Genomic DNA, 23,111 nt, shown 5'->3' with positions numbered 1-23,111 from the left:
ACTGCCATTGATGGAGGGAGACACCGTGCACTGGCAAACTCACACTGTTTTTAATCAACCTATACCCTTAAATAACAGCAATTTATACCTGTCTGATGGCGCGCTCTGCGAAGCGGTAACGCGCGAAGGCGCTGGCTGGGATAGCGATTTTCTCGCCAGTATTGGTCAGCAACTCGGAACGGCAGAATCCCTTGAACTGGGGCGGCTGGCGAATGTAAACCCACCTGAACTGTTGCGCTACGATGCCCAGGGGCGACGTCTGGACGATGTCCGTTTCCATCCCGCATGGCACCTGCTGATGCAGGCGTTATGTACCAATCGGGTACACAACCTGGCCTGGGAAGAAGATGCTCGTTCTGGCGCATTTGTGGCGCGGGCGGCGCGTTTTATGTTGCACGCGCAGGTTGAGGCCGGGTCGTTATGCCCGATAACGATGACCTTTGCCGCTACGCCATTGCTGTTACAGATGCTACCCGCGCCGTTTCAGGACTGGACCACGCCGCTGTTGAGCGATCGCTACGATTCCCACTTATTGCCAGGCGGGCAAAAACGCGGTTTGTTGATTGGCATGGGAATGACGGAAAAGCAGGGCGGTTCCGATGTCATGAGCAACACCACCCGTGCAGAGCGTCTGGAAGATGGCTCTTATCGGCTGGTGGGGCATAAATGGTTTTTCTCGGTGCCACAAAGCGACGCGCATCTGGTGCTGGCGCAGACCGCGGGCGGTTTGTCCTGCTTTTTTGTGCCGCGATTTTTGCCTGACGGACAACGCAACGCGATTCGGCTGGAGCGTCTGAAAGATAAGTTGGGTAATCGTTCCAATGCCAGTTGCGAAGTGGAGTTTCAGGATGCCATTGGCTGGTTGTTGGGTCAGGAAGGGGAAGGGATTCGCCTGATCCTGAAAATGGGCGGGATGACGCGTTTTGATTGTGCTCTGGGCAGCCACGCCATGATGCGCCGTGCGTTCTCGCTGGCGATATATCACGCTCATCAGCGCCATGTATTTGGTAATCCGTTAATCGAACAGCCTCTGATGCGCCATGTCTTAAGTCGCATGGCACTTCAGCTTGAAGGGCAAACGGCGTTGCTGTTTCGTCTTGCGCGAGCGTGGGACCGGCGCGCCGATGCCAAAGAAGCTCTGTGGGCGCGTTTATTTACGCCTGCGGCGAAATTTGTGATCTGCAAACGTGGCATTCCGTTTGTGGCTGAAGCGATGGAGGTGCTGGGCGGTATTGGCTATTGCGAAGAGAGCGAACTACCGCGACTTTATCGGGAGATGCCAGTGAACAGCATCTGGGAAGGTTCCGGCAATATTATGTGCCTCGATGTGCTGCGCGTTCTTAATAAGCAAGCGGGCGTATACGACTTGCTGTCGGAAGCGTTTATGGAAGTGAAAGGGCAAGATCGTTATTTTGATCGCGCGGTTCGTCGTTTACAGCAGCAGTTGCGTAAGCCAGCTGAAGAACTGGGGCGAGAGATTACTCATCAGCTATTCCTGCTGGGCTGCGGTGCGCAAATGTTGAAATATGCTTCTCCGCCAATGGCGCAGGCGTGGTGTCAGGTGATGTTAAATACGCGCGGTGGCGTGCGGTTGTCAGAGCAGATCCAGAATGATTTATTGCTGCGGGCGACGGGGGGAGTGTGTTTGTAAGCGTATACGACGGATGCGACGCTGGTTTCGATTAACTAAATGAAATATGTGAAAATTGTAGGCCGGACAAGGCGCTCGCGCCGCATCCGGCATTGTTCATTTGCTGTAGATGACACTCACGCATACAGTATCGCCTGTACACGCCAGTTATCGGGCTGCTGGTCTTCATACATGGTAATAATGCGATACCATGATGCCCCTTGTTCATCGGCCTTTAACGCCACGATACGTTCCACGTCCTGCGGATCCCCTGAAATATTGCTAACCGAGATCTGACCTATTTCATTCAGGCCCGTCACGCAGTCAGCACTGGCGAATTCTGCAGACTGTGCCGTGGCGCTCGCAGGATAAGTCACTAATTGCAGCGAGGGTGAGGCAAGTAATTGTTTCATCGTCAGCTCCATTTTTCGTTTCCCCACATGTTGCAGGGCATTCCATCGCGGTAATAAACGCCCGAGCTTCCAGCCGGTAATTTATTGTGCACAGGTAAACGCATAGGGACGCAAAGCAATGTAAAGCTGACTATGTAAGTTGTCTGATTTATTTACGGTACAAAATGGCTTGTGAATACCACTGTCCTGTCACGATGGTTTCATCCACCATTACGACAACGTAATAATCAGCTTTTGCAGCGACAGCTTTCGCTCTGATTTCTGCTAATGCGTCATCCGGAGAGCCCCGAACCATCGTGCTTACGCTACCTATTCGCTGTAACCCTTGTGTCTGGTCACGGCGAATCTCTTGCGGATGGTCCGTTACTGGCGGTGCTGGCTGTGGCGTACCTTGCAGTGCGCTACAGGCGCTTAGCATCAACACCAATAATAAACTGGCAAACCGATAAATAACGCTATTACGTTTCCTGCTAACCATAGTGTAGTGCCTTATTTATTTAACTTGAGGGGAATGTTCCCGAATTGTTACCTGGTACGCGATTTTCGAATGAAAACGTTGTGAAAGCGTAATCCACATCTCAACATTATGAACTAATACGGTCAGCAGAAACTTGTGCTAAGGATTTCTTCATGTCATACCAGACTCAAAGGAGAAAAAGATGATTGAATTAGAATCACGCGTGCTGGCTGATATTCCCGTTCTTCACGCTTATCCCATAGGGCAAAAAGAACCCCCATTACCGTGTGTGATTTTTTATCACGGATTTACTTCATCCAGCCTGGTTTATAGCTATTTTGCCGTCGCGCTGGCGCAGGCTGGTTTCCGGGTGATCATGCCGGATGCGCCCAATCACGGTAGCCGTTTTAGTGGCGACGCAGCGAGGCGTTTAAATCAATTCTGGCAAATCTTGCTACAAAGTATGCAGGAATTCACTACTTTACGTGCGGCAATAGCCGAAGAAAACTGGCTGCGTGATGAACGCCTGGCGGTTGGTGGCGCGTCGATGGGCGCAATGACCGCGTTGGGGATTACCGCTCGCCACCCCACGGTGAAATGTACCGCCAGCATGATGGGGTCTGGCTATTTCACATCGCTTGCCCGTTCACTGTTTCCACCGTTGAAGCCTGAAACGCCAGCACAGCAAAACGAATTTGATAACATTATTGCTCCACTGGCAGAGTGGGAAGCGACAAACCACCTGGACGAACTGGGAAGCAGGCCACTGCTGTTGTGGCATGGCCTTGACGATGATGTTGTGCCTGCCGAGGAATCACTACGTTTGCAGCAGGCATTAAGAGATACGGGACGAGATAAACAGTTAACCTGTTTATGGCAGCCTGGCGTGCGCCACCGTATTACACCTGAGGCGTTAGATGCTGCAGTGACGTTTTTCCACCAGCATCTTTAAACACGCAGAATGCTGACCCCTTGCGCTTCCAGCTGTTGCAGGATCTCTGGGTTAGCATTTTTGCCGGTGATCAGCATATCGATTTGATCGGCGCGGCTAAAGAGCATCCCCGCGCGTTCACCAATCTTACTGCTATCGACCAGCACTACCAGTTTCCCTACCACGCTCAGCATCTTCTGCTCTGCCATCGCTGTCAGCATATCGGTTTTATATAACCCTTCTGCGGTCAGCCCTTTGCCGCTGGTAAACATCCAGTGCCCGGCATAGAGACTGTTTTCGCTGCCCTGTGGGCTTAAGGTGATGGACTGACTTTTGTTGTACTGCCCGCCCATGATGATCACGCTGTCATGTTCCTGATCGATCAGATAGTTTGCCAGCGGGAGATAATTAGTGATGATTTGTACCGGTTTGCCACACATTTCCCGGCCGAGCAGAAACGCGGTAGAGCCGCAGTTGATGACCACGCTTTCGCCCGGATTGACCAGTTGTGATGCCGCTTTAGCGATACGTACTTTTTCATCGTGATTCTGCGCCTGATGCAGATTCATCGGCGTCCATCGCGGGCGCTGCTGGGTAATCGCTTCGGCGCCATTGCGCACTTTTTTCAGTTTGCCGCTTTCGTCGAGTTTATTGATATCGCGTCGCGCAGTGGCAGGCGAAATTCCCAGACGCTCAACGACTTTCTCCACGGTCACAAAGCCCAATTGTGCGAGCATTTCCAGGAGGATTTGATGTCTTTGTGCTTCAGTCATGAGCTATTCCGATAAAATTTGATTTTTTTAGATGATATTTGAAATAGCCAGGAAATACTACGCCGGATAGCGCGAACAGATCCACGCTACCCGGTATCAACGACAGATTACAGGAACGATTTGAACGGCAGATCCGGTTCAATAGTGAAGCAATCGTCAAAACCACGCGGATAGTGATACTCGAAGTTATCTTTATCCAACGGCCAGGTAAACTTGCCACCGACCTGCCAGATAAACGGCTTAAAGCCATACTTCAGACGATCTTTTTTCATCTCCCACAGTACGCGGATTTCCTGCGGATCGGCCTGGAAGTTTGACCAGATATCATGGTGGAACGGGATAACTACTTTCGCATTCAACGCTTCGCCCATACGCAGCATATCGGCGCTGGTCATTTTGTCGGTAATACCGCGTGGGTTCTCACCGTACGATCCTAACGCCACGTCGATCTGATGCTCGTTGCCATGTTTTGCATAGTAGTTAGAGTAGTGGGAATCGCCGCTGTGATACAGGGAACCGCCCGGTGTTTTGAACAGATAGTTTACTGCGCGATCGTCCATGCCGTCTGGCAGCACGCCAGCCGCTTTTTGTTCCGCTGGTAGGGTGATCAGTGCAGTACGGTCGAACGCGTCAAGGGCATGAATTTCAATGTCTTTCACTTTTACCACATCGCCTGGTTTGACCACGATGCAGCGCTCTTTTGGTACTCCCCAGCCAATCCATAAATCCACGCAGGTTTTCGGTCCGATAAACGGTACGTCATCAGCACAGTTCTGCATCACGGCAGCAGCGACGTTGACGTCGATATGATCGTTGTGATCGTGAGTTGCCAGTACCGCGTCGATCTGGCGAATCGCAAATGGATCAAGAACAAACGGGGTGGTACGCAGGTTTGGCTGCAGTTTTTTCACACCAGCCATGCGCTGCATCTGATGACCCTGTTTCATCAGCGGGTTACCGTGACTTTGTTTGCCAGTACCGCACCAGAAATCAACACAAACGTTGGTGCCACCTTCCGATTTCAGCCAGATCCCAGTACAACCGAGCCACCACATCGCGAATGTACCAGGAGCTACCTGCTCTTGTTCAATTTCTTCATTCAGCCAGCTACCCCACTCCGGGAAAGTGCTCAGGATCCAGGATTCACGGGTGATACTTTTCACTTTACTCATCGCCATTTACCTTCATGATGTTCAATTTTAATCAATATGTGATTGGTTTTGATTAATCCTGACACTATTTTTTCAGGAAGGCAATGACCATTTTTTGACTTTTTGCCAGGGGAGTTGTTGTGGATTTTGAGTGTGGAAAGATTTAACGGAATGTGTAATTCATTTAACTAAATGAATTTAAATGAGTAATTGTTTCGTTGCATGAATCCCACTCTATCCATGTGGAATTATTTGCGTGCCGCGTCACATTTAATCATAAATAATCTTGTTGTGATTACTTTTGAAAATTAGAGTGAATGCACAACATTCCGGGTGTGCGGAATACCCGGTTACCTCTTCTTCAGGAGATCGTTATGGAGATCCTCTACAACATCTTTACCGTGTTTTTTAACCAGGTCATGACCAATGCCCCGTTGTTGCTGGGTATTGTGACCTGTCTGGGCTACATCCTACTGCGCAAAAGTGTCAGCGTTATTATTAAAGGGACGATTAAAACCATTATTGGTTTCATGTTGTTGCAGGCAGGGTCCGGCATCCTGACCAGCACCTTCAAACCGGTGGTGGCGAAAATGTCGGAAGTCTACGGTATCAACGGTGCGATTTCAGATACTTACGCTTCGATGATGGCCACTATCGAGCGCATGGGCGATGCCTATAGCTGGGTGGGTTACGCGGTGTTGCTGGCTCTGGCGCTGAACATCTGTTACGTGCTGCTGCGTCGTATTACCGGTATTCGCACCATCATGCTGACTGGTCACATCATGTTCCAGCAGGCGGGGCTGATTGCCGTTACGCTGTTTATTTTCGGTTATTCCATGTGGACGACCATTATCTGCACCGCGATTCTGGTTTCGCTCTACTGGGGTATCACCTCCAATATGATGTACAAACCGACTCAGGAAGTGACGGACGGCTGCGGTTTCTCCATCGGTCACCAGCAGCAGTTCGCATCATGGGTTGCCTATAAAATCGCGCCGTTCCTCGGCAAAAAAGAGGAAAGCGTTGAAGATCTTAAACTGCCGGGCTGGCTGAATATTTTCCACGACAACATCGTCTCCACGGCGATTGTCATGACCATCTTCTTTGGCGCCATTCTGCTCTCCTTCGGTATCGATACCGTGCAGGCGATGGCAGGCAAAGTGCACTGGACGGTCTACATCCTGCAAACCGGTTTCTCCTTTGCGGTGGCGATTTTCATCATCACTCAGGGCGTGCGCATGTTTGTGGCGGAACTCTCTGAAGCATTTAACGGTATCTCCCAGCGTCTGATCCCAGGTGCGGTTCTGGCGATTGACTGTGCGGCTATCTATAGCTTCGCGCCGAACGCCGTGGTCTGGGGCTTTATGTGGGGCACCATCGGTCAGCTGATTGCGGTTGGCATCCTGGTCGCCTGCGGTTCCTCCATTCTGATTATTCCTGGCTTTATCCCGATGTTCTTCTCCAACGCCACCATCGGCGTGTTCGCTAACCACTTCGGCGGCTGGCGTGCGGCGCTGAAAATTTGTCTGGTGATGGGGATGATTGAAATCTTTGGTTGCGTCTGGGCGGTGAAACTCACCGGTATGAGTGCCTGGATGGGTATGGCGGACTGGTCAATTCTGGCACCGCCGATGATGCAGGGCTTCTTCTCCATCGGTATCGCCTTTATGGCCGTCATCATTGTAATTGCACTGGCTTATATGTTCTTCGCTGGCCGCGCACTGCGCGCAGAAGAAGATGCAGAAAAACAACTGGCAGAACAGTCTGCTTAATAAGGAGTTTTGATTATGACCGTACGTATTCTGGCTGTGTGTGGCAACGGACAAGGCAGTTCCATGATCATGAAGATGAAAGTGGACCAGTTTTTAACCCAATCAAACATTGACCACACGGTAAATAGCTGTGCGGTTGGCGAATACAAAAGCGAGTTGAGCGGCGCGGATATCATCATCGCTTCTACGCACATTGCGGGCGAAATCACCGTGACCGGCAACAAATACGTGGTTGGCGTACGCAACATGCTCTCTCCTGCTGATTTTGGCCCGAAACTGCTGGAAGTGATCAAAGAGCATTTCCCGCAGGATGTGAAGTAAGGACGCGCCATGAAATTACGTGATTCGCTGGCGGAGAATAAATCTATCCGTCTGCAGGCTGAAGCTGAGACATGGCAGGACGCAGTGAAAATCGGCGTTGACCTGCTGGTGGCGGCGGATGTTGTCGAGCCGCGTTACTACCAGGCGATTCTGGATGCGGTTGAACAGCACGGCCCGTACTTTGTGCTCGCACCAGGCCTGGCAATGCCGCACGGTCGCCCGGAAGAGGGCGTTAAGAAAACCGGTTTTGCGCTGGTGACGCTGAAAAAGCCGCTGGAGTTCAACCACGAAGATAACGACCCGGTGGATATCCTCATCACTATGGCGGCGGTTGATGCCAACACTCACCAGGAAGTGGGCATCATGCAGATCGTCAACCTGTTTGAAGATGAAGAGAATTTCGACCGTTTACGTGCCTGCCGTACCGAGCAGGAAGTACTGGATCTCATTGACCGCACCAACGCGGCAGCTTAAGAAGGAATTGAACATGTCATTACCGATGTTGCAAGTCGCGCTGGACAACCAGACTATGGATAGCGCCTACGAAACCACTCGCTTGATTGCCGAAGAAGTCGACATTATCGAAGTGGGCACCATTCTATGCGTGGGCGAAGGCGTGCGTGCGGTTCGTGACCTGAAAGCGCTCTACCCGCACAAAATCGTGCTGGCAGATGCCAAAATTGCCGATGCGGGCAAAATCCTTTCTCGTATGTGCTTCGAAGCCAACGCTGACTGGGTGACCGTAATTTGCTGTGCGGATATCAACACCGCCAAAGGTGCGCTGGACGTAGCAAAAGAGTTTAACGGCGACGTGCAGATCGAACTGACCGGTTATTGGACCTGGGAACAGGCGCAGCAGTGGCGTGACGCAGGCATTCAGCAGGTGGTTTATCACCGCAGTCGTGACGCGCAGGCCGCAGGCGTGGCATGGGGCGAAGCGGACATTACCGCGATCAAACGTCTTTCCGATATGGGCTTCAAAGTAACCGTCACCGGTGGTCTGGCGCTGGAAGATCTGCCGCTGTTCAAAGGTATTCCGATTCATGTGTTTATCGCAGGTCGCAGCATCCGTGATGCCGCTTCTCCGGTTGAAGCTGCGCGTCAGTTCAAACGTTCCATCGCCCAGCTGTGGGGCTAAGGAGCGGATATGTTGTCCAAACAAATCCCGCTTGGCATCTATGAAAAAGCGCTCCCCGCCGGGGAGTGCTGGCTGGAACGGCTGCAACTGGCAAAAACGCTGGGCTTCGATTTTGTCGAGATGTCGGTAGATGAAACTGACGAGCGCTTGTCGCGCCTCGACTGGAGCCGCGAACAGCGTCTGGCGCTGGTGAACGCGATTGTTGAAACCGGCGTGCGTGTGCCGTCCATGTGCCTTTCCGCCCATCGTCGTTTCCCGCTGGGTAGCGAAGATGATGCGGTGCGGGCGCAGGGGCTGGAGATTATGCGTAAAGCTATCCAGTTCGCCCAGGACGTCGGCATTCGCGTGATCCAGTTGGCGGGCTATGACGTTTACTATCAGGAGGCCAATAACGAAACGCGTCGTCGTTTCCGTGACGGCCTGAAAGAGAGCGTCGAGATGGCGAGCCGTGCGCAGGTCACGCTGGCAATGGAGATCATGGATTACCCATTGATGAACTCTATCAGCAAGGCGCTGGGCTACGCGCACTATCTCAACAATCCGTGGTTCCAGCTCTACCCGGATATCGGCAACCTGTCGGCGTGGGACAACGATGTGCAGATGGAATTGCAGGCCGGAATCGGGCATATCGTCGCGGTGCATGTGAAAGACACCAAACCGGGTGTCTTCAAAAACGTGCCGTTTGGCGAAGGCGTAGTGGATTTCGAACGTTGCTTTGAAACGCTCAAACAGAGTGGCTATTGCGGGCCGTACCTGATTGAGATGTGGAGCGAAACGGCGGAAGACCCGGCGGCAGAAGTGGCGAAAGCGCGTGATTGGGTAAAAGCGCGCATGGTCAAAGCGGGCATGGTGGAGGCGGCATAATGCAAAAGCTGAAACAGCAGGTGTTTGAAGCCAACATGGATCTGCCGCGTTACGGGCTGGTGACCTTTACCTGGGGCAACGTCAGCGCCATTGACCGCGAACGAGGGCTGGTGGTGATCAAGCCCAGCGGTGTCGCCTACGAAACCATGAAAGCGGACGATATGGTGGTGGTCGATATGAGCGGCCAGGTGGTGGACGGGATGTATCGCCCGTCTTCCGACACCGCGACGCATCTCGAACTCTACCGCCGTTATCCGTCGCTCGGCGGCATTGTCCATACCCACTCCACTCATGCCACCGCATGGGCGCAGGCAGGGCTGGCGATCCCGGCGTTAGGCACCACGCACGCTGACTACTTTTTGGGCGATATCCCGTGTACGCGCGGGTTAAGCGAAGAAGAGGTGCAGGGCGAGTACGAACAGAACACTGGCAAAGTGATTATCGAAACGCTGGGTGACGCCGAGCCGCTGCATACGCCGGGAATTGTGGTGTATCAGCACGGACCGTTTGCCTGGGGGAAAGATGCTCACGATGCGGTGCATAACGCGGTGGTGATGGAAGAAGTGGCGAAAATGGCGTGGATTGCCCGCAGTATTAACCCACAACTGAATCACATCGACAGCTTCCTGATGAATAAACACTTCATGCGTAAGCACGGTCCCAACGCCTATTACGGGCAGAAGTAAAATACGTGCTGCGGAAATTTCCTTCTTCGGGAGATAACTGGTCTGATTCCGCAGCCGTTTTTCAAAAAAATGCCCCCGGAGAAGGGGGCAAAGCAAACTATGGCAATGTTTCGTTGGTTATACCTGGTGCTAGCGATAAATATCCGCGCTGGCGTGCATATTGCCGTTACTCCCCGGTTCCCGCATCAGAATCACGTGGTAGTACGTTGCGCCTTGCGCATCTGTCTCTTCATTCAGTGCCTGGCGAGCTTCACTTTCAGTGGCGAAGTTATGGTTGATATAAATCACGCCTAAGCTCTGCACGTCGTCCATATTTCTGGCCTGGTGATTATTAATTTCAATGGCTGCCCATGTATTTGCACTTAGCAAAAGCACAGCCAGAAGGGCTAAAACACGGCTGAACATAGATACCTCCTCAACGGCTGACTTTGTGCGCGCTCCTCTGTGATGATCTTCTGATTTAATTTTAATCAATGATAAAGAAGTTGATGGTGACCATTTCTGATGCAGTTGTTCAAAAAAACGCCCTGATGGGATGTGATGAACTTCAAATCAGCGGGTTAGTACGATTTGGCGAAAGATGAGATTTATTTGTCGGCTGGCCTTGAGTTTAGCGGGGCATACAAGTACTATAACGCGTCATTTTTCAGCCGACCTTTAACACGTTCCTTGCCTCCCCGGGATTCGGCTGACCCAGACAGGAGGCTGAATAATCCGTAAGGAGCAATTCGATGCGTCATTACGAAATCGTTTTTATGGTCCATCCTGACCAGAGCGAACAGGTTCCGGGCATGATCGAGCGCTACACTGCTGCCATCACTGGTGCAGAAGGCAAGATCCACCGTCTGGAAGACTGGGGCCGCCGTCAGCTGGCTTACCCGATCAACAAACTGCACAAAGCACACTACGTTCTGATGAACGTTGAAGCTCCGCAGGAAGTGATCGATGAGCTGGAAACTACCTTCCGCTTCAACGATGCCGTTATCCGCAGCATGGTTATGCGTACCAAGCACGCTGTTACCGAAGCATCTCCGATGGTTAAAGCGAAAGACGAGCGCCGTGAGCGTCGCGATGATTTCGCAAACGAAACCGCAGATGATGCTGAAGCTGGGGATTCTGAAGAGTAATTTCTGATGACCAACCGTCTGGTGTTGTCCGGCACCGTGTGCAGGACTCCCCTTCGCAAGGTCAGTCCATCAGGAATTCCTCACTGCCAGTTCGTGCTTGAGCATCGTTCTGTGCAGGAGGAAGCCGGTTTTCACCGGCAGGCGTGGTGCCAAATGCCCGTTATTGTTAGCGGACACGAAAACCAGGCCATTACTCACAGTATAACGGTCGGCAGTCGCATAACCGTTCAGGGGTTCATTTCATGCCACAAGGCAAAGAACGGTCTGAGCAAAATGGTTTTGCATGCCGAGCAGATTGAATTGATAGATTCTGGAGACTAGCCATATGGCACGTTATTTCCGTCGTCGCAAGTTCTGCCGTTTCACCGCGGAAGGCGTTCAAGAGATCGACTATAAAGATATCGCTACGCTGAAAAACTACATCACCGAAAGCGGTAAGATTGTCCCAAGCCGTATCACCGGTACCCGTGCAAAATACCAGCGTCAGCTGGCTCGCGCTATCAAACGCGCTCGCTACCTGTCCCTGCTGCCGTACACTGATCGCCATCAGTAATCGGTCACGGTCCATTAATACGACTTTGAGAGGATAAGGTAATGCAAGTTATTCTGCTTGATAAAGTAGCAAACCTGGGTAGCCTGGGTGATCAGGTAAACGTTAAAGCGGGCTATGCTCGTAACTTCCTGGTACCGCAGGGTAAAGCTGTTCCAGCTACCAAGAAAAACATTGAATTCTTCGAAGCACGTCGCGCTGAACTGGAAGCTAAACTGGCTGAAGTTCTGGCAGCAGCTAATGCTCGCGCTGAGAAAATCAATGCACTGGAAACTGTTACCATCGCGTCTAAAGCTGGCGACGAAGGTAAACTGTTCGGTTCCATCGGTACTCGCGACATCGCTGACGCTGTAACTGCAGCTGGCGTTGAAGTGGCTAAGAGCGAAGTTCGTCTGCCGAACGGCGTTCTGCGTACCACTGGCGAACACGAAGTGAGCTTCCAGGTTCACAGCGAAGTATTCGCGAAAGTGATCGTAAACGTAGTAGCTGAATAATTCGTTATTCAACGAGACGTAAAAACGCCGACCTTGTGTCGGCGTTTTGCTTTTAGTGATAAAAACCTCAGAAACAGCTGTTCCCTTCATAAAGTTCTCTTACTATTCCTTTTATAAAAAATTCTCAGGACCCATACCTGGCCCCCAGCCTCGCCGCTGGTAGCTCGTGTCATGTTTTTTTACGCGGAAAACATGACAAAAGCATCAATACAGCGTCTCCCTTGTAAGATAATAAAAACAATAAGTTAGGTGCAAATGCGCTGTTATTTTATTGTTTTTTTAGATAAAAAGATAAAATATTATCGCTTCTATGGGGCTGATTGCTTGATGTGCAAAGTAAAAGATCGTTTAACCAAAAAAATGCTAATATTATGGTTATTATTGTCGTAAAAAGATAAAATATTATCACTATGGGTAAAAAAACAGCACCGTTACTCCCTTATACGAATCAGATGCTTAGTGAATTTGGTGAGCGGCTGAAACTTGCTCGTTTACGACGCAGGCTTACCGCAAAGCAAGTTGCTGAACGTGCCGGGATGTCGCCAATAACATTGCGTTCTCTGGAGTCAGGAAGTGCAGGGGTCACGATAGGGGCATATTTGTCTGTGATGCAGGTTTTGGGTCTGGAAACGGATTTAAATAAGCTTGCAGCTGAAGACGACTTAGGGCGTCAGCTCCAGGATTCCCGTTTGATTAAAAAAAGAGGGCTTGCTCGTTCATCCGGTAAGAATGACGAAGGGATTCAGACAGCCTCATTTCAGACGAAACGCGAGAAAGAAGGTCATCTCACCACGGATTTAACAGCGCTGGCAAAAGACTCAACGCCAACTAATCCAGGGGAAACGTCCACCTCTCTTGCTGCACTATTACAACCGATAAAAAAACCGATAAAAGGAAATTAATTATGGCATTAATCGGAGTGTATGCGGATTGGGAAGGCCTGGATGGTCCTGCGCGTATTGGTTATTTGCACAGTCGTCGCACCCGGGCGCGTGAGATATTTGAGTTTGAGTACGATAAAAAGGCGCTTGCAGATCCTGCACTTAATTTTATTCAGTTAGATCCTGAAATAATGTTGTATGAGGGAGCACAGTACCCAATTCCTCCTAAGGATAAATTTGGTGCATTTAGTGATTCCTGCCCGGATCGTTGGGGACGCATGCTAATGAAGCGGCGTTTTGAGAGGGATATCCGAGACGGATTATTTGATAAAGACTCCCACCTTTATGAGTCTGATTATTTATTAGGTGTACATGATCTTTATCGGGTTGGGGCTCTTCGATATAAACTTGAAGACACTGGAGAGTTTCTTGATAACCGCATTGATGTTGCAGCCCCACCATTTACCGAAATAGCGAGTCTGGAAAGAGCTAGCCGGGCAATTGAAGAAGATCCTGATAATAAAGAACTCATGGGGCAAAAATGGTTAAGAATGCTAATCGCTCCGGGGGGATCATTAGGAGGGGCACGTCCGAAAGCCAGTGTTGTTGATGAAGCAGGACATCTCTACATCGCTAAATTTCCCAGTGTAAAAGATGAGTATGATGTTGGTGGATGGGAAATGGTCGTTAATGCACTTGATTTGGAATTAGCTCGAGAAGTTGCGGAGTATTTTCGACTTGGTTTGACAGAAGCAGATGACATTATTGCTAATTTTAGAGGAATTGTCAGTCAGTGGCGAACCATTGCCGAGCGTCTTAGATTACCTGGTCGTGAACAAGAGTTAATGGCAGAGGCGTTCAGGGCGTCAATTTAGAATAGTTATTTCGATATATTCGATGAGGGCCGCAATAAGCAGCCCTATTAAGATAATTACTTCGTCGCCTGAATGTCGGCCAGCATTGGGGCAAGGGCAGGGTTATCCTTAGCGAAGTTTGCGTACATTGGCTGTACTTTCTCGATAAACGGAGCTTTATCAACCTGGTAGACTTTCACGCCCATTTTATCCAGTTTCGCAAATTCTTGTTTCTCTTCTTCGCTCCACAAGTCTTTCATGTAGCTCATTGATTCTTTAGATGCTTTTAATATAGCAGCCTGATTTTCCGGGCTAAGTTTATCAAATGCAGCATTGCTCATCAGAACCACATCGGGAACCATAGTGTGTTCGTCAAGGCTGAAAGATTTTGCCACTTCACCGTGACGCATGGTGGTCAGCGCCATCACACTGTTTTCCGCCATATCGACGACGCCCTGCTGTAAGGCTGTATACAGCTCGCCGTAATCCAGTGGCGTCGGGTTACCGCCCATGACTTTGATCATTTCAACTGCGCCAGGACTTGGCTGGACACGGACTTTCATGCCTTTCAGATCGTCTGGTTTCAGTACCGGTTTATTGCCGTAGAAGCTGCGGGCGCCTCCATCATAAAAAGTCAGCCCGAAATAACCTTTGCTTTTCGTTGAGTCGAGGATTTTTCTCCCGATATCGCCCTGCATCACCTGATAATAATGATCACGATCGCGGAACAAATAAGGCAGGCTAAATAATTTATAAGAATTTTCAAATGCTTCCATTTCTGCCGCATTGGTTTTTACCAGCGGAATAGCGCCAGAACGAATCAGCTCCATTGTTTCTCGTTGAGTACCCAATGTTCCATTTGGATAAATACGAATAGTAATATCACCGTTAGAGTACTCTTTGCTCTTTTTCGCAAAGAACTCCATCGCTTTATGAACAGGATGAGACTTATCCTGATTATGACTCAGTTTTAATGTCACTGCCCAGGACTGGCTTGCGGATAACATAAGAACAGCACCGATAATGCCAGCGGATACTTTTATTTTCATAGATGTTCCTTTTCTAATAAATATGGCGGCAGGTGCCGCCAGTGAATGCATATCAGTAGCCCAGTGCTCTTGGCAATGCCATACTGATTTGCGGAATATAAGTCACCATTGCCAGCACCAATACCATCACGGCATAGAATGGCAGCATAGGTTTGATAATTTTATTAATCGGTAATTTAGATACACTACAACCGACAAATAACACACTGCCTACAGGCGGAGTACAAATACCGATACACATGTTCAGTACCATGACAATACCAAAGTGAATCGGGTCCATGCCCAGTTCGGTGACAACCGGTAAAAATATCGGCGTAAAAATCAGTACCGCTGGCGTCATATCCATAAATGTGCCAATGATCAACAAGATAATATTGATAATAAGCAGGATTACTATTGGATTATCAGAAATGGTATTGAGCAAATCGAGGATCAGGAAGGGGACGTCAGCGTTGGACATAGCCCATGACATGCCCATTGAAGAGCCGATCAATAACAAAACAATTGCGGTGGTAATGACGGATTCCAGAAATATTTTAGGCAAATCTTTAACTGAGATTTCGCGATAAAGAACCAGCGCAAGGAAAAGGGTATAAATTACCGCAATTGCCGAAGCCTCTGTCGGGGTAAAAACACCGCTTAGTACACCACCCATAATTAACACAATCAGGAAAATACTGGGGATCGCCATCCATATAGCCACTCCAGCCTGGCGTAAAGTTGGGCGTTCTGGTTTGGGGTATCCGCGACGTACCGCGATAATACCGGCGACGACCATCAGCGCCAGGCCCAGTAAAATTCCCGGAACATACCCTGCCAGGAACAGTGCAGCAATAGATGTACCGCCGCTGACCAGTGAATAGACGATCAACGTATTGCTTGGTGGAATAAGTAAACCAGTAGGAGCAGAAGCAACGTTAACCGCAGTGCTGAATGCCGGGTCGTAGCCTTCTTTAACCTGTTGCGGATGCATGACACCGCCCATCGCCGCCGCCGAAGCAACGGCTGAACCAGAAATTGCCCCGAACAGCATATTGGCGAGAATATTACAGTGGGCAAGTGAGCCAGGCAGACGACCGCCAAGAATTCGCGCAAAGTTAATTAGCCTTCGTGCTATTCCTCCATGATTCATAATGTTGCCAGACAAGATAAAAAATGGGATTGCCAACAACGTAAAACTATCTAACCCGGAGGCTAACTTTTGGGAAACCACACTCAATGCTGAGTTGAAATCGAGTTGTGTGGAAATTGATGCCAGTGTCGATAAACCAATGGCATAAACAATAGGTACACCTAATGCCAACATAAAAAAGAAGGCACCAAATAACACAATAATCGGTAACCAGTAATCCATAATTTCTCCATTCCTACTATGGTTGGTTGTTGTTTATTATCTTTAGCGTGGTTGTTTAAGTTCTGTTAAAACCATATCTATGGTGTATATAATAATAAGTACACCACTAATCGGGATGCTCATATAGATATATCCCATCTGCCAACCTAAAGCGGGTGAGGTTTGACCTGAATCGAATGTGTCCATAGTTAATAGCCCACCACCATATACCATAATGATGGTAGCGAAGATAATAACGATAGTCTGAATACACAAAAATAAATGACGCCGTGCTTTTCCTTTCAGCATCATAGGAAGCAGGTCAATCGCCAGGTGCCGGTTCTGCCCCGCGGTATAGGCACCACCAAAAAGGCCAAGACAAATAAAAAGCAAACGACTGAGCTCATCCGTAAATATACTGGGGCTTTTAAATATAAATCGTGCTACCACCTGCCATGTCACACATGCCACAATGATCGCCAAAATAGTAATATTCAATGTTGCAAGCAGAGCATTAATAGATCTAATTATATTTCGCATAGTGATTAACCTTTGCAATATCATTCATCCTGTGGCTGGTAAATTGTCCCATTAAGAAAACCAGGCCAGTTTTTTTCAAACCAAATGCCGCGGATAATGGGAAACTCACGAACAGGTGCTTTTCTGACGTGAAAGATACCATTGCAATAATGAATAAGTAGCTTATCTTTTTTATCCTCAGTACGCTCTGAACGAAAGCGCCAAGCATCACAAAAACCATTTCGTGTTTGCGGAATCGAATTTCCATCTCCGTCGAGAATAATACGAGCCCCACGGCTACCACCATCGGCATCAATATAATGCGTCAACTGTGTCAATACGGCAGCAGAGGTCAGCGCCATATGCCGCCACATAAACAGCTCGGCAACTTCGCCCACATGTTTGATAGCCAATCCATGCTGTTGGACAAATTCGTTCAATAGCAGGGCATCACGAGTGGCACGTCGGACTTTATCGGCATGGCAAATAAACCCCGCATGATCAGACATTCGTGCCTGAATTTTTTCCTTAACCAATGACAATGGCATCCCGGTCCCGTTATCGTGCGCCTGAGTAATGATCTCTCTTATGGACGCCAGGGCCGGAGCGGTCAGTTGTGCAATATCTCCATCAACAGACTGCTTCTGCGTGCAACCAATAAAGCGTGCCAGGCGCACTGCAAAAACCTGCCCGGCATTCAGCGCCGCGCCGCCGGGGCGAGTGACGCCGTGCGTACCAGCAACTTCCCCCACGGCAAAACAGCCGGGGAGGGTGGTTTGCCCCCAGATATCTACCGCAATACCGCCATTCATGTGCTGATTATTCATGGCAAACTGCAATGGCTGCGTGGTGAGATCGTAGCCGTGCATCTTGTACAGCGAGATAGACAGCGGATTCATTCGTTGCAGGCGTTCGATGGGCGATTGCGCCAGGGCGCCGTTGTTTTCAAGATATGCGCGAACGTCGTCGTCCAATCGATCCAATGAGAACGGCAAATCACCAGGCACCGCTTCAGGATTGCGATTGAAATCCATAAATACCTGGCGACCTGATTGCTGTTCCTGCGCCACCGCCATGTCTAACAAGCTTGAACCAAAATCCATCACTCGTGTGGCGTGGAATGGCCACTGATAGCCTTTACGGAAGATGTTTGAAGCCAGTTCCTGGGTGGTGCGATAGTAATCTGCAAGGAAGTTATACTCGTTGCCCTCAGCATCCACAGAATAGATATACGGGATCACCTGCACATAGGTGCCGGATAAATTCCACGGAAACGTGCTGCGTGGCGTGCCTATACCAAACTGGCTTTCTGTCAGATTGGTTAGCGTCAAACCTTCTTCCAGTGCCAGTCCCAGCGAGCCGAAGCATTTATGTGGATAAACACTGTCGCGATAAAGCTCGCCCGGTCCGCCCGTTGCCAGTACCACATTGGGCGTAGTCACAATGGCCAGCCCCCAGGGGTTATGGGCGCGGGAACCGGTTGCGAGAATAGCCCCCGCCACGCGATCTTCGCCATTCTCTCCGCACTGATGCAGGAGCTTAATCACCGTTGCACTGGTCAACATTGGGATGGCGAGGCGCTGCACTTCCTCCAGCAATACTTTTACCATCAGGCGAGATGTCCGCGGTCCACAGGAGGTTGCGCGTCCGGCTTCGTCATGGTCGGTTTGATAACGGAGAATTGCGCCATAGCGATCTTCCGGTAATTCCAGACCAAGATATTGCAGACCGCCGAGGGTATGCAGAGAACCGACCGCCTCGACATAAGCGGTGTCGTGATCCATTGCGCCACCGCTCGCTAGTGCTTCCGCCAGTTTGGCGAAGTTGTCACCATTGCCCGCAGTAGCGGCGGTAAACAGTGTTTGTTTATCAGAACCGGAACACGCTGACGTCCCCATATATAACCCGGCGGTCGCGATCAGTACATTTTGCTGGCGACGTTTCAGCTCAACCGCCGCACGTAATCCTGCTGCGCCGCTACCAACGACCAGCGCATCAACTTGCCAGATCGGGTAATCAACATCCTCAACGGTGACAATTGACGTTGGTTCTGCTGACACAAACCCCTTTGGAAAAGTGACGTGCGTCAGCGAATCGAGGATGGCGTCATCAAGCTGGCTCATGCATCCTCCATCGGCGTAAACAGGCTGCTTTCCATCAGACGTGGTTGCCTGATAATCGGGCGGAAGGCCATGAACGGCAGAATGTCGCGCTCAATCTCCACACCTGGCGCGATCTCAATTAATTCAACGCCTTCTGCCGTTAACTGGAATACCGCGCGTTCGGTGATATACAGCACCTCCTGACCGCTTTGCTGTGCGTACGCGGCGCTAAAGGTAATTTTTTCCACCTGAGTAACCAGTTTGGGGATTTGACCTGACTGGGCGATATGCAGGCCATCTGGCGTTACATCGATTTTGCTACCTTTGGCGTCAAACGTGCCGCAGAACACCACTTTTCGGGCGTTTTGTGCAATTTCGAGGAAGCCGCCGGGGCCGATCAGATTGCCGTTGAGATGCGAAACGTTGACGTTGCCGTGCTGATCCATCTCGCCCATGCCGAGGAAAGTGATATCGATACCGCCGCCGCTGTAGAATTCGAATTGATCCAGCGAAGGGATAATGGCGTCGGCGTTACGGGCGCAGCCAAAAAACGCGTCATCCAGCATCATGCCGTTATGTACGCCTTGCTCAACACTTAGCCACAAACTTTGATAAGGCACGCCTTCACGCAGCGCAACGCCAGGAATACCGCCCGGAATACCAAAGCCAAAGTTGGTTGAAGCACCAGCTACCAGTTCACGTGCTGCCCGACGGGCAATCAGACGACGTACCGGATGACTAACCAGTTCAATAGCGTCGTTAGAACTCAGACGGCGATGTTGACCACTAATTGTCAGGTCGTAACCACCAAGATAGGTTTGCGGTTGTTCGCGGTGTTCAACGATGCCATCGACCAGAATCCCCGGAAGCTTGACTCTACGTGGTTCAAGCGCGCCTGCTTCCAGTACATCGCGCACCTGTACGAACACTTTGCCGCCGCTGTTGTGTGCTGCCAGCGCCATCGAATAGCTATCCATATCAATCGCTTCTTCTTCGAGGCTGACGTTGCCACGCGGATCGGCATAAGTGCCGCGCAAAATGGCATAGTCCACTTTGAAAGGGCGGTAGCGGAGTTTGGTTTCACCATCAATTTCAATCAGTTCTACCAGATCATCGGTGGTGCAAGCGTTTGACTTCCCGCCGCCATTACGCGGATCAACAAACGATCCCAACCCTACGTGGGTAAAAAGTCCCGGACGTCCGGCGCCGATCTCCCGCAGCAGAGCCTGAATTACGCCGCCCGGGAAGCAGTAGGCTTCAATGGCATTGTTTTTCACCAGTTCCTGCATTTTGGGTGACCAGGTAAAGTGTCCGGCAATTATGCGTTTGAGCATTTCGGCATGAGCGAAGCGATTGGTACCTTTGCTGTCGCGATCGCCAATACCCAGCGAGTGGATTAATGTCAGATCGCGCGGGTGTCCGGTTTGCAGGAAACGAGCTTCAATGGCTGCCAGAATATGGTCAGCTTCCACCATGCCGCCGCCGTTACCGCTAATGGCAATGGTTGCGCCGTCCTGAATTTGCGCCGCCAGTGCCTCGGCGGTTGTTATCTTACGCATACAATTTCCTTATTGATTGTGGAAGCTCACGCTACTTTTTTCGGCAAACGCGCGCGTCGCCTGCTGGCAATCCTGAGTGGCGGACATTAACCCTGCCAGTAACTGGTGCGAGTAATCGGCGTGTTTATTTTCCAGCGCCAGAATCAGTTGCTTAATATGCGCCAGTGCCACCGGACCACATTTTTCCAGCTGCGCTAACTGATTCGCCATCCAGCTTTCTACCTGTTCTTTTTCCACCACTTCATCAATTAAATTCGCCGCCTGGGCTTCATGTGCCGTCAGACGTTTACCCAGCATCAGCATCTGGCGACCAACCACCGGGCCAACCTGATTAAGCACGCGCTCAATGCCCATCCAGCCTGGCACCATGCCGAGGATCACTTCAGGATTAGAGAATTTCGCGTGGGGGCGAGCGATACGAATATCACAGCACAAAGCAAGTTCAATCCCACCGCCGATGGTATGACCGTTGAGATTCGCAACGGTTAATTGGGGTAAATTGCGCAGGCGATTAAAAACCTCATTACCGCGTTTAATCCATTTTCTGCCCATATCTAATGGCGAATAGGCTGACCACGATTTAATATCGCCGCCTGCACAAAAGAATTTATCGCCGGTAGCAGTTAATTCGACTAATCGTAATGTGGTGTCGTTTTCAATTTCATTTAAATAATGATCGAGAGATTCGATCATTTCTTCATTAATAGCATGACATTTATCTTCACGGTTCAATGTCAGGCGGCAGGTAGCCGCCGCTCTGCTGAACAGAACGGGTTGGTCACTCATGTTCATTCCTTAACAATAATGCGCGATGCGATCGACGCTAATATCCAGCGTGCTGTTAATATCTTTCTGCCACCAGTACGGCGAGAATATTTCCAGTTCAATAGCGCCATTAAATCCGGCGTTTTCAACCAGCCGACGGATTGACGGAATATTGATGACGCCATCTCCCGGCATTCCCCGATCATTGACCAGATCGGTGGTTGGTACTAACCAGTCGGAAACATGAAACGCGAGAATGCGTTTTCCGGCACGCAGGATTTGGCTGGCGAGCTCCGGATCCCACCAAACGTGGTAGACATCTACCGCGACGCCGAGGCCAAATTCGCCATCGGGATCGAGTTCATCACACCAGTCCAGCGCCTGGCGTAACGTGCACAAACAGGAACGATCGGCTGCGGTCATCGGGTGCAGCGGTTCCAGCGCAATCGGCACGCCGACCTCTTTCGAATGCGGTAGTAACTGGCGAATCCCTTGTTTCACCTGTTCCCGCGCCTCATACAGATCTTTTGTACCCGTTGGCAGTCCACCAACCACCTGCATATAACAGGCGGCGTTAAGCACGGCGGCGTCGTCCAGCGCCCGGCGGTTATCATCAATCGCTAGTTTGCGTTCCGCCAGCGTCGGTGCGGTGTAGTAAGTGCTACGGCACAAACCGGAGACGCTCATGTTACTGGCGGCGAGTTGGCGGGCGATCTGCTGGAGATCTTCGCCCTGCAATTCTCTGCGCCAGGGGGCTATTGCGCCAATACCGCGCGCGGCGCAAGCGTCAATAATGGCGGGCAGCGGCGTTTTATAACCCAGCGTCGCGGTATTAATGCTGAATAAATCAGGGCGTTGTAACAGATCTCTCATGATTCAGCCTCAGAAGCGCGGCATACTTAAGCCGCCGTCGATGGCGACCGCCTGACCACAGGTGTAAATCAGTTTGCCTTCCGCCATCGCGCGGACAGTGGAGGCGATATCAGCCGGATAACCCCAACGTCCCCACGGCACCAGACCTTTGGCAATCAATTCGTCGTAATAGGCGGTTGCCGGAATGGTCATATCGGTTTTTATTAGGCCAGGGCGCACTTCATAGACGCCAATTTGTTCGTTACAAAGGCGAGCGGCAAACAGACGAGCAGCGGCAGAAACGGCGGTTTTGGCAATGGTGTATTCGCCGCGATTCATCGCCAGCATGATGGCGTTTATGGAACTGACAAAAATAATCGAACGGTGCGGCAGCTCCGCTTCCGGCTTCGGCTGTGCGAGCAGACGTTTACTGAATGCCTGAGCGAGGAAGAACGGTGCGCGGGTATTGATGGCAATGTTTTGGTCGAAACTGTCTGGTTCGAGATCGAGGAGGTCACCGCGCTTTTTCACTGAAATCCCTGCGTTGTTGAGCAGACAGTCCAGACGCCCCCACTGGTTTTGCGCCGCATCGAGCATCTCTTCATGTAGGGAGAGATCGCCGACATCGGCAGGGAAGCAAATGACTTCCACGCCTTCTGCCATACATTCTTGTTGTGTGATATGCAGTTTTTCTACGCTGTCGGCATCAGGGCGATCGTTAATCAGCAGGTTAAACCCGCCACGAGCAAGTTCCAGCGCACAACCCTTTCCAATACCACGTGCAGCGCCAGTGATGACAGCAACAGGACGAGTGGATTTCATAGGTTAATCCTCTTTTTTTGAATATTGTTTCCTTAAGTGATGGTTAGCTTGCAACTAGTTAGTAAAAA

The 23,111-nt window shown here is 50.5% G+C and carries 27 protein-coding genes; 14 read left to right on the top strand and 13 right to left on the bottom strand.

The features are described 5' to 3' along the window. Positions 1 to 25: 25 nt before the first annotated feature. Positions 26 to 1,651, top strand: coding sequence for an isovaleryl-CoA dehydrogenase (locus tag FEK43_RS05890; protein ID WP_130206003.1), 1,626 nt, complete (start codon positions 26 to 28; stop codon positions 1,649 to 1,651). Between the two features lie 116 nt (positions 1,652 to 1,767). On the opposite strand, the gene yjfN is transcribed toward FEK43_RS05890, so the two are convergent. Together yjfN and bsmA are read right to left on the bottom strand one after the other, a co-directional pair. Beyond that, positions 1,768 to 2,043: a DUF1471 family protease activator YjfN gene (gene yjfN, locus FEK43_RS05885; protein ID WP_000811566.1), complete on the bottom strand. Its 276-nt coding sequence runs from the start codon at positions 2,041 to 2,043 to the stop codon at positions 1,768 to 1,770. A 148-nt stretch (positions 2,044 to 2,191) separates the two neighbouring features. Further along, a complete protein-coding gene (gene bsmA, locus FEK43_RS05880; RefSeq protein WP_000254636.1) occupies positions 2,192 to 2,521 on the bottom strand; it encodes a biofilm peroxide resistance protein BsmA in 330 nt (109 codons plus the stop codon). 181 nt (positions 2,522 to 2,702) lie between these two features. On the opposite strand from bsmA, the gene yjfP reads away from it, so the two are divergent. Continuing rightward, on the top strand, positions 2,703 to 3,452 hold the full coding sequence (gene yjfP / locus FEK43_RS05875; protein WP_135408737.1) for an esterase: 750 nt from the start codon (positions 2,703 to 2,705) through the stop codon (positions 3,450 to 3,452). Here yjfP and ulaR read toward each other — a convergent pair. Both ulaR and ulaG read right to left on the bottom strand, forming a co-directional pair. Continuing rightward, complete coding sequence (ulaR, locus tag FEK43_RS05870; RefSeq protein ID WP_000133631.1) at positions 3,449 to 4,204, bottom strand: HTH-type transcriptional regulator UlaR; 756 nt, start codon at positions 4,202 to 4,204, stop codon at positions 3,449 to 3,451. The genes yjfP and ulaR overlap by 4 nt on opposite strands. A gap of 107 nt (positions 4,205 to 4,311) precedes the next feature. Then, positions 4,312 to 5,376 carry an L-ascorbate 6-phosphate lactonase gene (ulaG, locus tag FEK43_RS05865; protein ID WP_135408739.1) on the bottom strand — a complete coding sequence of 355 codons (1,065 nt, stop codon included), beginning with the start codon at positions 5,374 to 5,376 and terminating at the stop codon, positions 4,312 to 4,314. A 353-nt stretch (positions 5,377 to 5,729) separates the two neighbouring features. Here ulaG and ulaA point away from each other — a divergent pair, with 353 nt between their 5' ends. The 6 genes from ulaA to ulaF are packed head-to-tail and all read left to right on the top strand — an operon-like array spanning position 5,730 to position 10,136. Then, the gene (ulaA, locus tag FEK43_RS05860; protein ID WP_131161338.1) at positions 5,730 to 7,127 is read left to right on the top strand and encodes a PTS ascorbate transporter subunit IIC; all 1,398 of its coding nucleotides are present in this window, start codon (positions 5,730 to 5,732) and stop codon (positions 7,125 to 7,127) included. Positions 7,128 to 7,142: 15 nt separating this feature from the next. Then, a complete protein-coding gene (gene ulaB, locus FEK43_RS05855; protein ID WP_000218362.1) occupies positions 7,143 to 7,448 on the top strand; it encodes a PTS ascorbate transporter subunit IIB in 306 nt (101 codons plus the stop codon). 9 nt (positions 7,449 to 7,457) lie between these two features. Beyond that, on the top strand, positions 7,458 to 7,922 hold the full coding sequence (ulaC, locus tag FEK43_RS05850; protein ID WP_000776505.1) for a PTS ascorbate transporter subunit IIA: 465 nt from the start codon (positions 7,458 to 7,460) through the stop codon (positions 7,920 to 7,922). A 13-nt stretch (positions 7,923 to 7,935) separates the two neighbouring features. Next, a complete protein-coding gene (gene ulaD / locus FEK43_RS05845; protein WP_023216462.1) occupies positions 7,936 to 8,586 on the top strand; it encodes a 3-keto-L-gulonate-6-phosphate decarboxylase UlaD in 651 nt (216 codons plus the stop codon). Between the two features lie 9 nt (positions 8,587 to 8,595). After that, positions 8,596 to 9,450: an L-ribulose-5-phosphate 3-epimerase UlaE gene (gene ulaE, locus FEK43_RS05840; RefSeq protein ID WP_044697638.1), complete on the top strand. Its 855-nt coding sequence runs from the start codon at positions 8,596 to 8,598 to the stop codon at positions 9,448 to 9,450. Further along, a complete protein-coding gene (gene ulaF / locus FEK43_RS05835; RefSeq protein ID WP_135408741.1) occupies positions 9,450 to 10,136 on the top strand; it encodes an L-ribulose-5-phosphate 4-epimerase UlaF in 687 nt (228 codons plus the stop codon). Before ulaE ends, ulaF begins: the two co-directional genes overlap by 1 nt. Before the next feature lie 129 nt (positions 10,137 to 10,265). On the opposite strand, the gene yjfY is transcribed toward ulaF, so the two are convergent. Beyond that, the gene (yjfY, locus tag FEK43_RS05830) at positions 10,266 to 10,541 is read right to left on the bottom strand and encodes a DUF1471 family protein YjfY (protein ID WP_000492914.1); all 276 of its coding nucleotides are present in this window, start codon (positions 10,539 to 10,541) and stop codon (positions 10,266 to 10,268) included. 326 nt (positions 10,542 to 10,867) lie between these two features. On the opposite strand from yjfY, the gene rpsF reads away from it, so the two are divergent. The 6 genes from rpsF (at position 10,868) to FEK43_RS05795 (ending at position 14,063) form a co-directional block, all read left to right on the top strand. Beyond that, positions 10,868 to 11,263, top strand: a complete 396-nt coding sequence (rpsF, locus tag FEK43_RS05825; protein ID WP_001216676.1) for a 30S ribosomal protein S6 — start codon at positions 10,868 to 10,870, stop codon at positions 11,261 to 11,263. A 6-nt stretch (positions 11,264 to 11,269) separates the two neighbouring features. Further along, complete coding sequence (priB, locus tag FEK43_RS05820; RefSeq protein WP_001296681.1) at positions 11,270 to 11,584, top strand: primosomal replication protein N; 315 nt, start codon at positions 11,270 to 11,272, stop codon at positions 11,582 to 11,584. A 4-nt stretch (positions 11,585 to 11,588) separates the two neighbouring features. Beyond that, positions 11,589 to 11,816 carry a 30S ribosomal protein S18 gene (gene rpsR / locus FEK43_RS05815; RefSeq protein ID WP_000135199.1) on the top strand — a complete coding sequence of 76 codons (228 nt, stop codon included), beginning with the start codon at positions 11,589 to 11,591 and terminating at the stop codon, positions 11,814 to 11,816. 41 nt (positions 11,817 to 11,857) lie between these two features. Beyond that, positions 11,858 to 12,307: a 50S ribosomal protein L9 gene (rplI, locus tag FEK43_RS05810; protein ID WP_001196062.1), complete on the top strand. Its 450-nt coding sequence runs from the start codon at positions 11,858 to 11,860 to the stop codon at positions 12,305 to 12,307. A gap of 410 nt (positions 12,308 to 12,717) precedes the next feature. Beyond that, complete coding sequence (locus FEK43_RS05800; protein WP_130206011.1) at positions 12,718 to 13,209, top strand: helix-turn-helix transcriptional regulator; 492 nt, start codon at positions 12,718 to 12,720, stop codon at positions 13,207 to 13,209. A gap of 2 nt (positions 13,210 to 13,211) precedes the next feature. Further along, positions 13,212 to 14,063: a hypothetical protein gene (locus FEK43_RS05795; RefSeq protein ID WP_135408743.1), complete on the top strand. Its 852-nt coding sequence runs from the start codon at positions 13,212 to 13,214 to the stop codon at positions 14,061 to 14,063. Positions 14,064 to 14,119: 56 nt separating this feature from the next. On the opposite strand, the gene FEK43_RS05790 is transcribed toward FEK43_RS05795, so the two are convergent. From FEK43_RS05790 to FEK43_RS05755, 8 genes are read right to left on the bottom strand one after another with little or no spacing between them, the layout of a single operon-like run. Continuing rightward, positions 14,120 to 15,091 carry a TRAP transporter substrate-binding protein gene (locus FEK43_RS05790; protein WP_130206015.1) on the bottom strand — a complete coding sequence of 324 codons (972 nt, stop codon included), beginning with the start codon at positions 15,089 to 15,091 and terminating at the stop codon, positions 14,120 to 14,122. 52 nt (positions 15,092 to 15,143) lie between these two features. Further along, a complete protein-coding gene (locus tag FEK43_RS05785) occupies positions 15,144 to 16,445 on the bottom strand; it encodes a TRAP transporter large permease (RefSeq protein ID WP_130206017.1) in 1,302 nt (433 codons plus the stop codon). 42 nt (positions 16,446 to 16,487) lie between these two features. Further along, positions 16,488 to 16,964 (bottom strand): TRAP transporter small permease, encoded by a 477-nt coding sequence (locus FEK43_RS05780; RefSeq protein ID WP_130259525.1) that lies wholly within the window; start codon positions 16,962 to 16,964, stop codon positions 16,488 to 16,490. Between the two features lie 20 nt (positions 16,965 to 16,984). Next, complete coding sequence (locus tag FEK43_RS05775; RefSeq protein ID WP_135408745.1) at positions 16,985 to 19,066, bottom strand: FAD-binding protein; 2,082 nt, start codon at positions 19,064 to 19,066, stop codon at positions 16,985 to 16,987. After that, positions 19,063 to 20,604 carry a CoA-transferase gene (locus FEK43_RS05770; RefSeq protein ID WP_130206023.1) on the bottom strand — a complete coding sequence of 514 codons (1,542 nt, stop codon included), beginning with the start codon at positions 20,602 to 20,604 and terminating at the stop codon, positions 19,063 to 19,065. The genes FEK43_RS05775 and FEK43_RS05770 overlap by 4 nt, the downstream gene beginning before the upstream one ends. A gap of 9 nt (positions 20,605 to 20,613) precedes the next feature. Continuing rightward, a complete protein-coding gene (locus FEK43_RS05765) occupies positions 20,614 to 21,390 on the bottom strand; it encodes an enoyl-CoA hydratase/isomerase family protein (protein ID WP_130259528.1) in 777 nt (258 codons plus the stop codon). A gap of 9 nt (positions 21,391 to 21,399) precedes the next feature. Then, the gene (locus tag FEK43_RS05760) at positions 21,400 to 22,242 is read right to left on the bottom strand and encodes a sugar phosphate isomerase/epimerase family protein (protein WP_130206027.1); all 843 of its coding nucleotides are present in this window, start codon (positions 22,240 to 22,242) and stop codon (positions 21,400 to 21,402) included. A gap of 9 nt (positions 22,243 to 22,251) precedes the next feature. After that, a complete protein-coding gene (locus FEK43_RS05755; RefSeq protein WP_130216695.1) occupies positions 22,252 to 23,043 on the bottom strand; it encodes a 3-ketoacyl-ACP reductase in 792 nt (263 codons plus the stop codon). Positions 23,044 to 23,111 lie beyond the last annotated feature (68 nt).

The sequence above is a fragment of the Escherichia sp. E2562 genome (assembly GCF_005781075.1).
In the GTDB taxonomy this organism is placed as follows: domain Bacteria; phylum Pseudomonadota; class Gammaproteobacteria; order Enterobacterales; family Enterobacteriaceae; genus Escherichia.
The sequence above is the reverse complement of the archived record's forward strand: the minus strand, read 5'-3'. Positions and strand labels throughout refer to the sequence as shown.